Origin of the sequence: Salinarimonas soli, assembly GCF_008386575.1 — a bacterium.
Lineage (GTDB): Bacteria > Pseudomonadota > Alphaproteobacteria > Rhizobiales > Beijerinckiaceae > Salinarimonas_A > Salinarimonas_A soli.
In genome coordinates, this window is the sequence record NZ_VUOA01000019.1 from 374,979 (window position 1) to 388,214 (window position 13,236).

16 protein-coding genes are annotated in these 13,236 nt (G+C 72.2%); 7 read left to right on the plus strand and 9 right to left on the minus strand.

What is annotated here, in order from left to right:
* Positions 1–219: 219 nt before the first annotated feature.
* The gene (fae, locus tag F0L46_RS10980; protein WP_149817366.1) at positions 220–738 is read left to right on the plus strand and encodes a formaldehyde-activating enzyme; all 519 of its coding nucleotides are present in this window, start codon (positions 220–222) and stop codon (positions 736–738) included.
* A gap of 136 nt (positions 739–874) precedes the next feature.
* On the opposite strand, the gene F0L46_RS10985 is transcribed toward fae, so the two are convergent.
* On the minus strand, positions 875–1,576 hold the full coding sequence (locus F0L46_RS10985; protein ID WP_149817368.1) for a HisA/HisF-related TIM barrel protein: 702 nt from the start codon (positions 1,574–1,576) through the stop codon (positions 875–877).
* Between the two features lie 25 nt (positions 1,577–1,601).
* Here F0L46_RS10985 and F0L46_RS10990 point away from each other — a divergent pair, with 25 nt between their 5' ends.
* Positions 1,602–2,633 carry a hydantoinase/oxoprolinase family protein gene (locus F0L46_RS10990; RefSeq protein ID WP_149817370.1) on the plus strand — a complete coding sequence of 344 codons (1,032 nt, stop codon included), beginning with the start codon at positions 1,602–1,604 and terminating at the stop codon, positions 2,631–2,633.
* A 4-nt stretch (positions 2,634–2,637) separates the two neighbouring features.
* Here the strand turns inward: F0L46_RS10990 and F0L46_RS10995 are convergent, their stop codons facing one another.
* The 8 genes from F0L46_RS10995 to F0L46_RS11030 are packed head-to-tail and all read right to left on the minus strand — an operon-like array spanning position 2,638 to position 8,557.
* Entirely contained in the window at positions 2,638–3,576 is a 939-nt protein-coding gene (locus tag F0L46_RS10995; RefSeq protein WP_188311929.1) for a beta-propeller fold lactonase family protein, read from the minus strand.
* Positions 3,576–4,121, minus strand: coding sequence for an SRPBCC family protein (locus F0L46_RS11000; RefSeq protein WP_149817374.1), 546 nt, complete (start codon positions 4,119–4,121; stop codon positions 3,576–3,578). Before F0L46_RS11000 ends, F0L46_RS10995 begins: the two co-directional genes overlap by 1 nt.
* Positions 4,122–4,133: 12 nt before the next feature.
* Positions 4,134–4,724: a DUF447 domain-containing protein gene (locus F0L46_RS11005; protein WP_149817376.1), complete on the minus strand. Its 591-nt coding sequence runs from the start codon at positions 4,722–4,724 to the stop codon at positions 4,134–4,136.
* Position 4,725: 1 nt separating this feature from the next.
* A complete protein-coding gene (locus F0L46_RS11010; protein WP_149817378.1) occupies positions 4,726–6,132 on the minus strand; it encodes a DUF6513 domain-containing protein in 1,407 nt (468 codons plus the stop codon).
* A 7-nt stretch (positions 6,133–6,139) separates the two neighbouring features.
* Positions 6,140–6,697 carry a flavoprotein gene (locus F0L46_RS11015; protein WP_149817380.1) on the minus strand — a complete coding sequence of 186 codons (558 nt, stop codon included), beginning with the start codon at positions 6,695–6,697 and terminating at the stop codon, positions 6,140–6,142.
* On the minus strand, positions 6,694–7,329 hold the full coding sequence (locus F0L46_RS11020; protein ID WP_149817381.1) for an amino acid kinase family protein: 636 nt from the start codon (positions 7,327–7,329) through the stop codon (positions 6,694–6,696). The genes F0L46_RS11015 and F0L46_RS11020 overlap by 4 nt, the downstream gene beginning before the upstream one ends.
* Positions 7,326–8,048, minus strand: coding sequence for a (5-formylfuran-3-yl)methyl phosphate synthase (locus tag F0L46_RS11025; RefSeq protein WP_149817383.1), 723 nt, complete (start codon positions 8,046–8,048; stop codon positions 7,326–7,328). The genes F0L46_RS11020 and F0L46_RS11025 overlap by 4 nt, the downstream gene beginning before the upstream one ends.
* 8 nt (positions 8,049–8,056) lie before the next feature.
* The gene (locus tag F0L46_RS11030; protein ID WP_149817385.1) at positions 8,057–8,557 is read right to left on the minus strand and encodes a DUF3280 domain-containing protein; all 501 of its coding nucleotides are present in this window, start codon (positions 8,555–8,557) and stop codon (positions 8,057–8,059) included.
* Between the two features lie 126 nt (positions 8,558–8,683).
* On the opposite strand from F0L46_RS11030, the gene F0L46_RS11035 reads away from it, so the two are divergent.
* The 5 genes from F0L46_RS11035 to F0L46_RS11055 are packed head-to-tail and all read left to right on the plus strand — an operon-like array spanning position 8,684 to position 13,215.
* Positions 8,684–9,898 carry an ABC transporter substrate-binding protein gene (locus F0L46_RS11035; RefSeq protein WP_149817387.1) on the plus strand — a complete coding sequence of 405 codons (1,215 nt, stop codon included), beginning with the start codon at positions 8,684–8,686 and terminating at the stop codon, positions 9,896–9,898.
* Positions 9,899–9,957: 59 nt separating this feature from the next.
* Positions 9,958–10,935, plus strand: coding sequence for a YVTN family beta-propeller repeat protein (locus F0L46_RS11040; protein WP_149817389.1), 978 nt, complete (start codon positions 9,958–9,960; stop codon positions 10,933–10,935).
* Entirely contained in the window at positions 10,932–11,693 is a 762-nt protein-coding gene (locus tag F0L46_RS11045) for an ABC transporter ATP-binding protein (RefSeq protein ID WP_240539952.1), read from the plus strand. Before F0L46_RS11040 ends, F0L46_RS11045 begins: the two co-directional genes overlap by 4 nt.
* Positions 11,690–12,586 carry an ABC transporter permease gene (locus tag F0L46_RS11050; protein ID WP_149817391.1) on the plus strand — a complete coding sequence of 299 codons (897 nt, stop codon included), beginning with the start codon at positions 11,690–11,692 and terminating at the stop codon, positions 12,584–12,586. The genes F0L46_RS11045 and F0L46_RS11050 overlap by 4 nt, the downstream gene beginning before the upstream one ends.
* Positions 12,587–12,600: 14 nt before the next feature.
* On the plus strand, positions 12,601–13,215 hold the full coding sequence (locus F0L46_RS11055; protein WP_149817393.1) for a hypothetical protein: 615 nt from the start codon (positions 12,601–12,603) through the stop codon (positions 13,213–13,215).
* The last annotated feature ends 21 nt before the right edge of the window (positions 13,216–13,236 follow it).

Consider the following 13,236-nt stretch of genomic DNA (forward strand, 5'->3'; position numbering starts at 1 on the left):
GGCGCTCCAGGCCCGCGCGCGCGAGCGCAGCGCGCATCGGCCGGACCCGCCCGACGGTGCTGCGACCGCTTGTCGTTGGGGCAGCCGCGGGCTACCCTCCCGGGACTATCTGGCCAACCGGTTCGGCGCCGCCGAACGCTGAGAACAAGGATAGGCGAGTCGGCTGCTGCCTCTCGCGCAAGCGGCCGGAATGTGCAGCTCCAGGGGAGGAATCCGGAGATGGCGACAATCAGCAAGGTCATGGTTGGTGAGGCGTTGGTCGGCGACGGCAACGAGGTGGCGCATATCGATCTTCTCATCGGGCCGCGCGGCTCGGCGGCCGAGACCGCCTTCTGCAACAGCCTGACGAACAACAAGCACGGCTTCACATCGCTTCTCGCGGTGATCGCGCCGAACCTGCCGTGCAAGCCCAACACCCTCATGTTCAACAAGGTGACGATCAACGACGCCCGGCAGGCCGTGCAGATGTTCGGCCCCGCCCAGCATGCCGTCGCCATGGCGGTGCAGGATTGCGTCGCCGAGGGCACGATTCCCCTCGCGGAGGCCGACGATCTCTACATCTGCGTCGGCGTGTTCATCCACTGGGAGGCGGCGGACGACGCCAAGATCCAGAAATACAACTACGAGGCCACGAAGCTCGCCCTGGAGCGCGCCATCCGCGGCACGCCCACGGCCCGCGAGGTCACCGAGCAGCGCAAGAGCGCCAGCCATCCCTTCGCGGCCCAGACCGCCGCTTAGGGGAGCAGCCATCCTGAGCAGAACAAGCCACCGCCGGTATCGGGAGGCCTGCTTCAGCGATTGGCAGCTATCTTTCTTGGACGGACGTGACGTCGAGGGGGGCCCCATGGCCCCCCTCGTCCTCCCTCGGAGGCCCCTAGCCGAGCCCCAGATGCTCCCGCCGCAGGCGCCCGTCATGGATCGCGGAGGCGACGAGCGCCCCCGCCGCTCCCGCCCGGCGCAGGGCCGGCAGGTCCTCCGGGCCGCGCAGGCCGCCCGCTGCGTAGAGCTTGGCGCGCGGCGAGAGCCGGCGCGCGGCGGCGATCCGCTCGAGGTCTGGCCCGAGGCCGAGGCCCACCCGGGCGAGCGTCATGACGATCACGTCGTCGGGCCAGAGGGACGCGTCCTCGTGCAGGGGGGCGGGCCCGAGAGGCACCTCGCCCCGGCTGTCGAGGGACAGGATCGCGTCCGCTCGGAAGCGTCGCACGAGGGTCACGTCGGCCTGGCTCTCGCTGCCGAGAACGGCGCGGCCGAGGCCGAGCGACAGGAAATCCGCGACCGCCTCCCCGGTCGCGAAACCCGCATCCACCCACAGCTCGATCCCGGGGCAGGCGGCGGCGATGGCACGAAGGCCGGCGATGTCGGCCGGGCGGCCGGCGATGGCGTCGAGATCGGCCACGTAGAGGCGGCGCGCCGGCACCGCCGCGACGAGGCCCCGCGCCACGGCGGCAGGCTCGGCGCTCGGGCTCAGCGGCGTCTCGATCGGCGCATAGGTGTCGCGCGCGCCCGCCCGGGCCCGCACCACGAGGCCGCCGCGCAGGTCGATCACGGGCACGACGTCGAACGGGCCCTCGCTCATCATCCGGCTCCCAGGATCCCCCGCGATGTCGCATGATTCGCACGCCGCCGTCGTCGGCTGGGATCTGGGCGGCGTGCACGTGAAGGCGGCGCGCGTGGAGGGCGGCCGGGTGCGCGCCTTCGTGCAGGCGCCCTGCGCCCTCTGGCAGGGCGTGGACGCCCTCGACGAGACCCTCGCCGGGCTCCCGGACTGGGCGCGGGGCCGGGCCCTCCATGCCGTCACCATGACGGGCGAGCTCTGCGATTGCTTCGCCGATCGGCGCGAGGGCGTGGGCGCGCTCACCGCCTGGGCCGTGGAACGCCTGCCGGGGCGGGTGCTGGTCTATGGCGGCCGGTCCGGCTTCCTCGATCCCGCCGCGGCCCGGGCCGCCGCGACGGAGGTCGCCTCGGCGAACTGGCACGCGAGCGCGGTGCTCGCAGCCCGCCTGGTCCCGGACGCGCTTCTCGTCGACATCGGCTCGACGACGGCGGACCTCATCCCCCTGGCCGGCGGACGCTCCGTGGCTGCGGGCTATACCGACGCGGAGCGGCTCGAGACGGGGGAACTCGTCTATACGGGCCTCGTGCGCACGCCGGTCATGGCCTTGGCCCACGCCGCGCCGTTCCGGGGCGGCCTCGTGCGCCTCGCGGCGGAGCATTTCGCCACCACGGCGGACCTGTACCGGCTTCTCGGCGCGCTGCCCGACGCCGCCGACCAGCAGGAGGCGGCCGACGGGCGCGGCAAGTCGCTGCCCGAGACGCGCACGCGCCTTGCCCGCATGATCGGCCGCGACCGCGACGAGGGCTCGGACGAGGACTGGCGCCGGCTCGCCGCCTATCTCGCCGAGCGCCAGCTCCGCCGGCTGCATGACGCGGCGGCGCAGGTCCTATCGCGGGGCGTCGTGCCGGAGGGGGCTCCCGTCATCGGCTGCGGCGTCGGCCTCCCCCTCGCCGAGGCCCTGGCGGGGCGCCTTGGCCGGCCCTTCCTCGATCTGGCCGCCCTCGTCGAGGCGGACGACCGGGCCTGGCTCTCGGCCTGCGCGCCCGCCATGGCCGTGGCGCTGCTCGCGGCGGGGTGACCCCTCAGCGCAGGAACGCCCCGAAGGCGCGCGGGCCCGCCCCCACGGGGATCTCGCCGATGACGGCCAGCGTGCCCGTGTCGATGACGCTCAAGGTGTCGGATTCCCAGTTCGCGACGAAGATCCGCCGCCCGTCCGGGCTCGCCGCGATCCCCTCCGGGTACTCGCCGACGGGGATCTTCGTGATCGGAGCAAGCGTCGCGAGATCGAACACGCTGACGCTCGCCCCGTACTGATTCGTGGCAAAGCCCCGCCCGCCCGCGAGCGCCACCGCGTAGGGCCGCTCGCCGACGGGGACGGTGCCCACCACCCGGCGCGCCGCAAGATCGACGACCGTGACGTCGTTCGAGCCCACATTGGCGGTATAGGCGCGGGCCCCTTCCGAATCGATCGTCACCCCGAACGGCCGCTTGCCCACCGGCACCGCCGCGACCCGGGCAAGCGTCGCTGCATCCACGAGCGAGAGCGTGTCGTCGTCCCGATCCGCGACAGCCAGCAGGGCGCCGTCCGGCGTCACGGCGATGCCTGAAGGCGAGGCGCCCACGGTAGCCTCGCCCGCGATCTTGCGCTCCGCCGCGTCGACCGCGAGGACGCGCTTGGCATACCAGTCCGCCACGTAGACCCGGTCGCCCCGCGGCGCGACGGCGATGCCGAGCGGCCCGCCGGGGAGGGGCATGCGGGCCTCGACGGCGCGGGTCGCCGCGTCGATGATCGTGAGGGCCGGGCCTTCCGGGCTCGTCACGTAGACCTTGCCCGTCGCCCCGTGCACCGCGACGCCCGCCGGAGCGCCGGGCACCGGCACGCGGGCCGCGACCCGGCCGCCGTCGAGATCGACGATGGCGACCTCCTCGGCGGTCTGGTTCGTCACGAAGGCCTCGAGGGCATAGCCGGGGCGCGGCGCCAGGAGGGCGAGGAGAGCCGCGCCGACGATCGCTCTGCCGATCACGAGCCGCCCTTCTCGATCCGCTCTTTGAGAGCGTCGAGCCCGGCCCGGTAGACGCCCGACACCGCCTTCATGGCGGCCTCGTCGTTCAGCTCCGGCGGCGGGTCGTTGTTCGGGTAGCCGCGATAGAAGGCGCCGCGCCACTCCACCTTGGAGCGGCCCTCGCCCGCAGGCTCGACGATGAGCGTCGCGGAATAATTGGTGACGGGCAGCACCTTCGGGTCGACCTCGGCGATGCGATAGAAATAGCTGCGCTTCTCGGGCTCGTAGCGGGCCAGCACCTCGTCGATCGTGCCGCCGCCTTTCAGCGTCAGGCGCCGGGTCGCGTCTGTGGCGTTGCCGCCCTTGCCCTCGGTCTTCTCGACCACGGGATGCCAGCTCATGTCCTGAAAGTTGCCGATCACGGCCCAGACCTTGTCCGGCGGGGCGTTGATCTCGACGGCCTCGGTGGTCTTCTTGCGGCTTGGGCCGTGGGCCGCGGCGGCAAGCGGCACGAGGGCGGCGAAGGCGAGGGCGAGGCCCAGCGTGCGGCGGTTTGGCGTCATGGATTGGTCTCCTTACCCTTGGGATTGTTCTGCCGGGGCCGGCGCCGGGCCGAGCGCGGCGCCGATCTTCGCCCCGATCCAGTCCCAGGCTTCCCGTTCGCGGGGCCCGGCGGTCTTGGATATCGCAATCTCGAGATAGGCCATCTCGGCGCGGATCTTCTCCGGCGGCAGCATGTGCAGGCGCGTGGAGAGGATCGCGGCCTCGATGACGGCGCCCTGCGCCCGGTTGTAGCCGATGAAGGGCCGGTGCATGGCCTGGTGCACGACCCGGCAGCGAAAACGCGGCCGGATCTCGTCCTCTTCCCGGTCCACCACCTCCAGCTCCGCGTGGGCGAAGGCGTCGGCGAGCCGCAGGCCGGGGATAGCTTGGCAGGGCACCACGGGCCAGTCGCGCCGCCCCGTGACGCAGCCGGCGATCACCCGCACGTCGGCGGGCGCGGCGGCCGAGAGGAAGCGGTGCGCTTCCAGGTTCGTGATCGTGGGGGAGGGGCGGAACGGCGCGACGATCAGATGATCGCCCTCCGCATGCAGGCCGAAGGGCACCAGATGGTGGCCCCCGTCGGGATTGCGGGTGATGACGACGGTCTCCAGGATCAGGGGCACGTCACGCCTCCCGGGCCCGGGCGCGCAGCGTATGACCTGCCTCCTTGAAGCGGGTCGAGTCCTCCGCCGGGCGGTCCGCCGAACAGCCCCAGTCCAGGGGCTCGTCCTGGACGTAGCGCTTGCCCAGCCGCCAGGCGATCTCGGCTTTCGCGAGCTCGGCGCCGAGATAGAAGGCGTGCCCGCCGTCGCTCTCCACGGCGAGCCGCGGGAAGAAGGCGAGGGCGTCCGTCTCGACCACGTGGACCGCGCGGTTGAACACGTGAATGCCGTCCTCGGCCACCGCGATGCGGTAATTGGCGTCGCGCACCTGGTCGGCTTGCCCTGCGATCTCCTCGGGCGTCTGCACGAAGGGGCGCCGGTCGTGCAGGCCTAGCAGCGCGCGGCCATAACCCTTCGGGAGCGCGCCGTCGGCCTTGGCGGCATGCATGACCCGCCGCGCCGCGTCGTGCTCCTCGATCGTTCGGCGGGTATGGTGGCTCACCTGGACCACGAGCACGTTGCGGATCGACAGCTCGGAGCACATCCCCAACAACGAGGCCGTCATGCCGAGGCTATCGGCCTCGGTCAGCTCCGTCAGGTTGCCGGTCCCCATGAGCATCTCGACCTCGGGCATGAGCCGCCGCACCTCGGCGTAGCGCACGATCGAGTCGACGAAGCCGAAATGGATCGGCTCGAGGATCGCGTCGGCCATGAAGGGCCGGCCCGCCGCATCAAGGCGCTCGGCGGCGCGAAGGAGCGAGGGGAGGTCGTCGGGACGGGTCGGCACCAGGATGGGCACGGCGTCGGTCTCGAAGGCGAGGTCGACGGTGTCCTCGTTGAGGCTGAGCAGGAAGTCGGCGCCTGCCGCCGCGCCCCGGCGCAGCTCGTCGGGGGAGAACGAGTCGACGCTGACCCGCAGGCCCTCGGCCTTGAGCAGCCGGACGGTGCTCTCCAGGTGCGGGAAGGGGGTGTCGGGCAGGCCGCCGATGTCGATGACGTCCGCGCCCCGGCGCGCGAGGTCGAGGGCGCGCCGCAGCGTCGCCTCCGGGTCGAGGCGGGGCGCGTCGACGATCTCGGCGAAGATGCGCAAGCTGTGGCGCGACAGGTCGGGCCGGCGCCCCGCAAGGCCGAGATGGGCCGGCAGGTCCACGATCTCGTCGGGTCCCCGCTCGACGGGCACGCCGAAATGAAGGCTGAGCGCATCGAGATCCGCGCGGCAGCGGCCGGGCAGGACGATCCGGGTGGCACCCTGAGGAATCGTGAGGCGCCGGCGCAGGATCTCCTCCGTCATCAGCGCCGCGACCTTCACGCCGGCGTCCAGGATCGTCCAGTCGTAGCGCTCGCGGGGCAGGGCGGCGGCGACCGCCTCCAGGCGCGGCCTGGCGAGGTGGCCGGTGACGAAGACGAGGTGTTGGCGCGGTTCGCTCAAGGCGCCCTCACTCGTGCCGGGCCAGGGCGGCGAGGCGCTCGCGCAGCGCCCCGCGCAGGCCCTCCAGGCTCTCCACCACGGTGGTCGCCTCGAAGCTCTTGAGCTTCTCCACGTTCTCCAGGTCGATGCGGCGGGGATAGACCTTCACCATGCCGTCCGGCGCCATGGTCTCCATCTCGGGTGCGGTGTCGCAGGCGAAGACGATGGCGGGGACGCGGCACTTGCCGGCCTGCGCGTAGACGTTCGTCGCAAGCGTGTCGGAGATGCCGTAGACGCACTTGGCGATGGTGTTCGAGGTTGCGGGCGCTACCACGAGGGTGTGGTAGACGCCGTGGTAGAACTGCCCCACGGGCGCCGCGCTCGCCGTGGTGTCCTTGATGATCCGCACGCCCGGCGGCAGCTGCTCCAGCCGGTGGCGGTAGAGCTTCACTACCTCGGCGGCCGCGCGCGTCACGAACACGTCGAGATCCGGGACCTCCGCCATGAGCTCCAGGCTCTCGGTGAAGAAATGGCCGGAGCCGGTGAGCGCCCAGGCGAGGCGCTGCGGACGGACGGGCGCGTTCATGGGGCGGCCGCCTCGAGGAGCGCCGGGGCCCGGGCGGGCACGTCCGCGACGCCCGACAGGTCGTCTCCGTCGGCGGGCCCATGGATCGTGACGGTGCCGGGGAAGCCCGCCGCGAAGCGCGGGAACGCCTCGTCGACGAGGCCGAAGCGGGCGAGCGCCGCCGCGTCCGCGCCCGGCGGGCTGTCGGCGGATTTCACGAGGACGAGGCGTGCGGCGCCGATCGTCCGGGCAAGCCACAGGCCGAGCGAATCCGAGGTGACGCCCCAGGTCTCGGGGACGTCCGGGTGGCCGCGCCGCAAGGGGGCGGCGTTCCAGACCGGGATGCGGGCGGACCAGGCGGCTTCCGCGAGGGCCTCGGGGCGTCGCAGGATGCGCAGGTCGGGCCTGAGCGCCCGCAGGACCTGCGCGGTCGCCCCCATGGCGTCGAGGGCAAGGCGGTGGGCAAGCGCGTCGCTGAACCCCACTTGCGCCTGCGTCGTCCGCACCGCGTCCGCGAAGGCGCCGCCGCCCGGGACGACGACGATGCCCCGGCCGGCGGGCAGGGAGGCGAGCACGGCCCGCAGGCGCCGGCTGCCCAGGAGGCTCCCGCCGATCTTGACCACCACGGGCGCCGGCCGCACGGCCCGCCTCATGCCGCCACCGGCGCGAGCCGCCGTCGGGCCTCGCTCACGCGCGCGGGATCGAGCCGCCCCCGCCGGTCGCTGCCCACCGACAGGCCGCCGCGAAAGCCGAGATAGCTCGGGCCGCAGCCCGAGAGGCGCGGGATGTCGTCGAGGGTGAGCGACCCGGCAAGGCCCGAGAGGAGGCCGAGGCGGCGGCAGGCCATCACGAAATCTGTAAGCGCGCTCAAGGTCAGATGGTCGGTGAGCCGCAGGCCCGCCTTGCCCCGCGTGTCGATCATCGCGCCCGCGAAGCCCGCGAGCGCGAGGTTCGGGAGCCACTCGGTGCGCGGCCCGTCCTCGGCGAAGAGCACCGCGACCGTGGGCGTGCCGAGGGCGCCGAGCGCGCCCGCGAGCCGCTCCAGGTCCGGGTCGGCGGCGAGGGCGGGCGAGAGCGCCACCTTCACCATGCCCACCCCGCAGGCCGCCGTGACGCGGATCCGGGTCACGAGGTCGCCAAGGCCCGCCGCCTCCCCCGCCACCGCGCTGACGCAGGCCCGCCCGCCGACCGCGAGGGTGATCGCGCGGACCGTGTCGGGCGCCAGGGAGCCGAGCGCCCCCTCGTCCGGGTCCTTGGCGTCGACGAGGTCGGCGCCGGCGCCCGCGGCCTCCACGGCCTCGCGGGTGTCGCGGACGCTGACGAGAAGGCGCGGCGCCGGCTGGTCGAGGGAGAATCCGATGGCGTGGGGCATCGGCGCGTTCACGTGCGCACCGGCAGCGGCTCGGCGAGCAGCCGGTTCTTCACGATCCAGCGGACCCCGCGCAGCCACGTCCCGTCGTCGTTGCCGCGGATGTCGACCTGCCCGCCGCGGATCACCTTGCCGGTCCCGACGTCCTTCACGGTGACGACGAAGCTGAGGATGAGGTTCGAGGTCTTCTGGACGTAGCCCGAGACCACGAGATCGGCGCCGAGCGCCTTCCCGATGTCCTCCTCGCAGCCGTTGCACTTGAGGATCGGCGACTTGGCCTCGATCGCGGCGGCCTGGGGCGCGATGTCGACGAGCGCGAGCTGGTCGGAGGCCCCGAGCAGCCTGCGCAGCTCCTGGCTTGCCAGGGCGAGGCGCTGGGTCTCGTCGGGGCGCCGCCCGCGCTCCCCCTCCTGGCTCATGTCGAGAAGCTCGATGTCGAGCACGGCCGTCTTCGCGGGGGCCGCCCAGGCGGGCGTGACCAAGAGGAAGGCTAGCATCGCCAGGATACGCATCGGCCGGCTCCTTGAAGAAGAGTGTGGCACGGCCTTTCCAATTCACGCAACGCGAGCGGGGCTTAATTTTCTCTTATGCTTATTGCCTTGAAGATCGCGTCCGGCGCCTGCTAGCCTCAGCCTGGCATGGTGTACCGACATCGTTGTGACCCTCTCTGGAAGACCTTGGTGCTTGCTGCGCTCGTCGCAGCAGGCGCCATCTTTCTCCAGCCCCGGGCCGCGTCGGCACAGGCGGCCGACATCCGGATCGCCCTCATCGCGCGAAAGCCCCCTCCGCCCCCGCTCTACGACTTCGATGCCCCTCCGGAGGACGATGGAGTCGCGGGCGGGCGCATGGCGGTCGCCGACAACAACACCACGGGCCGCTTCACGGGCCACCGCTTCGCCCTCGACGAGCGCGAGCTCGCCGAGGGAGAGGACGCCGCCGCCGCCGCCCGCACCCTCGCCGACGAGGGCGTCTCCCATCTCGTCCTGGCGCTCAACGCCGACGAGACTCTTGCCGTCGCCGACGCCCTGAAGGGCCGCCCCGTCACCCTCTTCAACGCCGCCGCGCCCGACGACCGGCTCCGGGGCGAGGATTGCCGCGCGGGCCTGCTCCACGTGGCGCCGAGCCGGGCGATGCAGACCGATGCGCTGGCGCAGTTCCTCGCCTTCAAGCGCTGGCGGCGGATCTTCATCGTCGTAGGCCCGCAGCCCGGCGACCGGCTCTATGCCGACGCCATGCGCCGCTCGGCCAAGAAGTTCGGCCTCCAGGTCGCGGCCGAGAAGCCTTGGGAGTTCGGGCCGCTCGCGCGCACCAAGGGCGACAGCCCCACCACGGCCGACGCCCTCGTCTTCACCCGGGGCGTCGACTACGACGTGGCGGTGGTGGCGGACGAGGCGGGCGACTGGGGCGACTATCTCGCCTACCGCACCTGGGACCCGCGGCTCGTCGCGGGCACGCAGGGGCTGACGCCCACCACCTGGCACCCGACCCTGGAGGTCTGGGGGGCGGCGCAAGCGCAAAACCGCTTCCGGCGCATGGCGAACCGGCCCATGCGCCCCCTCGATCATCAGGTCTGGATCGCGGTTCGCTCCATCGGCGAGGCCGTGACCCGCACCAAGAGCACGGATCCGGCGGCGATCGCGGCGTTCCTGCGCTCGCCCGACTTCGCGATCCCCGCCTACAAGGGCGTCCCGCTGAGCTTTCGTCCCTGGGACAACCAGCTGCGCCAGCCGATCCTGATCGCCCAGGCCCGGTCGCTCGTCTCCGTCGCGCCCGAGCGCGGCTTCCTGCACCAGCGCACGCCCCTCGACACGCTGGGCTTCGACGAGGGGGAGAGCGCCTGCAAGGCGCGCTGACGCCATTCGCGAGGCCCGCCCGCCCCCAAACGAGGCCGGCCCGACACGGGAGGACGACGATGAAGGGACCATGGATCGCAGCCGCGGCGCTGGTCTGCGCCGCCCCGGCGCTGGCCGGCCCCGTCTACGTGTCGAACGAGAAGGACAACACGGTCACCGTGCTCGACAGCGAGAAGCTGGAGGTGACCGCGACCTGGAAGGTGGGCCGGCGCCCGCGCGGAATCACGCTGAGCCACGACGGCCGGCTCCTCTATGTCTGCGCGAGCGACGACAACCGCATCGACGTCCTCGACACCGCCACGGGCAAGATCCTGCGCAGCCTGAAATCCGGCCCGGACCCGGAGCTGTTTGTCCTCCATCCGACGGGGAACGTCCTCTTCATCGCCAACGAGGACGACAACATGATCACCGTCCTCGACGTGGAGAAGAACCAGATCCTCTCCGAGGTGCCCGTGGGCGTGGAGCCCGAGGGGCTGGCGATCAGCCCCGACGGCAAGACGCTCGTGAACACCTCCGAGACCACCAACATGGCGCACTTCATCGACGCCGTGTCCCACAAGGTGCTCGACAACGTGCTCGTGGACGCCCGGCCCCGAGTCGCGGAGTTCTCGCCCGACGGCAAGACGGTCTGGGTCTCGGCCGAGATCGGCGGCACAGTGAGCGTCATCGACGCCGCGACGCGCAAGATCGTGAAGACGATCACCTTCAAAATCCCCGGCATCGCCGACGAGGCGATCCAGCCGGTGGGCGTGCGCCTCACCCGGGATGGCAAGAAGGCCTACGTGGCGCTCGGGCCCGCCAACCGCGTCGCGGTCATCGACCAGCAGACCCACGAAGTGAAGGCCTACCTGCCGGTGGGCCAGCGGGTCTGGCAGCTCGCCTTCACGGCGGACGAGAGCCTGCTCTTTACCACCAACGGCACCTCGAACGACGTGTCCGTCATCGACACGGCGAGCGACAAGGTGCGCAAGAGCATCAAGGTCGGGGCCTATCCCTGGGGCGTGGTCACCGCCCCCCCCAAGGCGACCACCAATTGACCGGCGGGGGAGGGACGATCAGGGGCGGCCCGGGTCCGGCCCTCTCGGTCGAGGGCGTCAGCCACCGCTTCGGCGCCCGCGAGGCCCTGAGCGGGGTCTCGCTCGCCGTGCCCGTGGGCCGCTTCGTCGCCCTGCTCGGCCCCAACGGCGCGGGCAAGACCACGCTGTTCTCCATCGTGACCAGGCTTTACCACACGCGCCAGGGCCGGGTCGCCGTGTTCGGCCACAACCTCGCCCGGGAGCCGGCGCAAGGGCTTGCCCGCATCGGCGTCGTGTTCCAGGCCCGCACCCTCGACACCGACCTGACGGTCCGCCAGAACCTGCTCTACCACGCGGCGCTCCACGGCCTGCCGCGGCGCGTTGCGATGGGGCGGGTCGAGGCGCTGCTCGCCCGCGTCGGCCTCCTGGACCGGATCGACGACAAGATCCGGGTGCTCTCGGGCGGCCAGAGCCGGCGGGTCGAGATCGCCCGCTCCCTGGTGCACGGGCCGAGCCTCCTCCTCCTCGACGAGCCGACGGTGGGCCTCGACCTCGAATCGCGCGCCGACATCCTCGCGACCGTGCGGGCGCTCGTGCGCGACGAGGGCATCTCGGTGCTGTGGGCGACGCATATCTTCGAGGAGCTGCAGCCCGACGACGCCCTCGTGGTGCTGCATCGCGGGCGCGTGATCGCCGACGGCACCGCGGCGCAGGTCGCCGGGGGAGGGACCCTGGAGGCCGCCTTCCGCCGCATGACGGCCCTGGAGAAGGCCGCATGACCGCCGCCGTCCGGCCCACAGACCCACCGCTGGAGGCCGCGTCCCCGGCCGCCTCCGCGCCCGTGGCGTCGCGGCTCGGCCTTGCGGGCTATCTCGTCTGCGCCGGCGGGATCGTGCGCCGCGAGCTGCTGCGCTTCGTGAACCAGAAGGAGCGCTTCTTCTCCGCGCTGGTGCGCCCGCTCGTCTGGCTCTTCATCTTCGCGGCGGGCTTTCGCAACGTGCTCGGCGTCTCGATCATCCCGCCCTACGAGACTTACGTCCTCTACGAGGTCTACGTGACGGCGGGGCTCGCCGCGATGATCCAGCTCTTCAACGGCATGCAATCGTCGCTGTCCATGGTCTACGACCGGGAGGTGGGCTCCATGCGCGTGCTGCTGACGAGCCCCTATCCGCGCTGGTCCCTGCTGCTCGCCAAGCTCGCCGCAGGCGTCGCGGTCTCCCTGGTCCAGGTCTACGTCTTCCTCGCCATCGCCCGGTTCTGGGAGGTGGACGTGCCCTGGCTCGGCTATCTGACGGCGCTGCCGGCCTTCGTCGCCGTGGGGCTGATGCTGGGCTCCATCGGGCTCTTCCTGTCGTCTCTGGTGCGCCAGCTCGAGAACTTCGCGAGCGTGATGAACTTCGTCATCTTTCCGATGTTCTTCGCCTCCTCGGCCCTCTACCCGCTCTGGCGCATCCGCGAATCGAGCGAGGCGCTCTACCTCATCTGCCAGGCGAACCCCTTCACCCACGGCGTCGAGCTCATCCGCCACGCGCTCTACGGCTCCTTCGAGCCCGTGGCCTGCGCGGTCGTGGTGGGGACGACGCTTCTCTTCTTCCTGCTCGCCGTCGTGGCCTACGACCCGGGCCGCGGCATCATGGCCCGGCGGGGCGGGCCCCCCGGCGAGGGATCCTGACGATCGGACATCCCATGACCCATCTCACCCGCACCCTCGCAGCCGCCCTCGTCCTTGCCGGCGTCTCGACCGTCGCGATGGCCCAGCCCAAGCCCGATCCGGACTGGCCCTGCGTCCAGCGCAAGGTGCCGACCCTGACGCTCGGCTCCGTCTGGTCGGGGCCCGATCCGGCGGGGGCAGGGGAATGGGGGCGCGACTTCCAGGCTGCGTCCCTCGCCCAGCGTCTCGCCTCCCGCCGCACACCGATCGACGAGACGGACGCGCTCATCCAGGCCTTCGCCAATGAGGCGGGCGCCGAGCGGGCGCAGCGCCTGACCCGTGTCATGGCCGGGGTCCACGAGCTCATCAACGCGGAGCGGGGCAAGGTGCTCGGCGGCATCGAGCGCTATGCCCGCGGCCAGCGCCGCCTCGCCGAGCGCATCCGCGAGGAGGCCGACCAGGTGAGCGCGACCCGCGACGCCGTGGAGGTGAAGCCCGTCAAGGAGCAGGCGGAGGTCGAGCAGCGCTTCGCCTGGGACCGCCGCATCTTCGAGGACCGCTCCCAGGCCCTCGAATATGTCTGCGAGACGCCGGTCCTGCTGGAGCAGCGCCTGTTCGAGATCGCGCGCCGGATCCAGGCACGGCTCTGACCTCCTCTCCCCGCGGGCCGG

What these genes read in the sequence shown, in the direction of transcription:
- fae (WP_149817366.1), top strand. Translation starts at nt 220, where the DNA reads ATGGCGACAATCAGCAAGGTCATGGTTGGTGAGGCGTTGGTCGGCGAC.
- F0L46_RS10985 (WP_149817368.1), bottom strand. Translation starts at nt 1,576, where the DNA reads ATGAGCGAGGGCCCGTTCGACGTCGTGCCCGTGATCGACCTGCGCGGC.
- F0L46_RS10990 (WP_149817370.1), top strand. Translation starts at nt 1,602, where the DNA reads ATGTCGCATGATTCGCACGCCGCCGTCGTCGGCTGGGATCTGGGCGGC.
- F0L46_RS11000 (WP_149817374.1), bottom strand. Translation starts at nt 4,121, where the DNA reads ATGACGCCAAACCGCCGCACGCTGGGCCTCGCCCTCGCCTTCGCCGCC.
- F0L46_RS11015 (WP_149817380.1), bottom strand. Translation starts at nt 6,697, where the DNA reads ATGAACGCGCCCGTCCGTCCGCAGCGCCTCGCCTGGGCGCTCACCGGC.
- F0L46_RS11020 (WP_149817381.1), bottom strand. Translation starts at nt 7,329, where the DNA reads ATGAGGCGGGCCGTGCGGCCGGCGCCCGTGGTGGTCAAGATCGGCGGG.
- F0L46_RS11025 (WP_149817383.1), bottom strand. Translation starts at nt 8,048, where the DNA reads ATGCCCCACGCCATCGGATTCTCCCTCGACCAGCCGGCGCCGCGCCTT.
- F0L46_RS11030 (WP_149817385.1), bottom strand. Translation starts at nt 8,557, where the DNA reads ATGCGTATCCTGGCGATGCTAGCCTTCCTCTTGGTCACGCCCGCCTGG.
- F0L46_RS11035 (WP_149817387.1), top strand. Translation starts at nt 8,684, where the DNA reads ATGGTGTACCGACATCGTTGTGACCCTCTCTGGAAGACCTTGGTGCTT.
- F0L46_RS11040 (WP_149817389.1), top strand. Translation starts at nt 9,958, where the DNA reads ATGAAGGGACCATGGATCGCAGCCGCGGCGCTGGTCTGCGCCGCCCCG.
- F0L46_RS11050 (WP_149817391.1), top strand. Translation starts at nt 11,690, where the DNA reads ATGACCGCCGCCGTCCGGCCCACAGACCCACCGCTGGAGGCCGCGTCC.
- F0L46_RS11055 (WP_149817393.1), top strand. Translation starts at nt 12,601, where the DNA reads ATGACCCATCTCACCCGCACCCTCGCAGCCGCCCTCGTCCTTGCCGGC.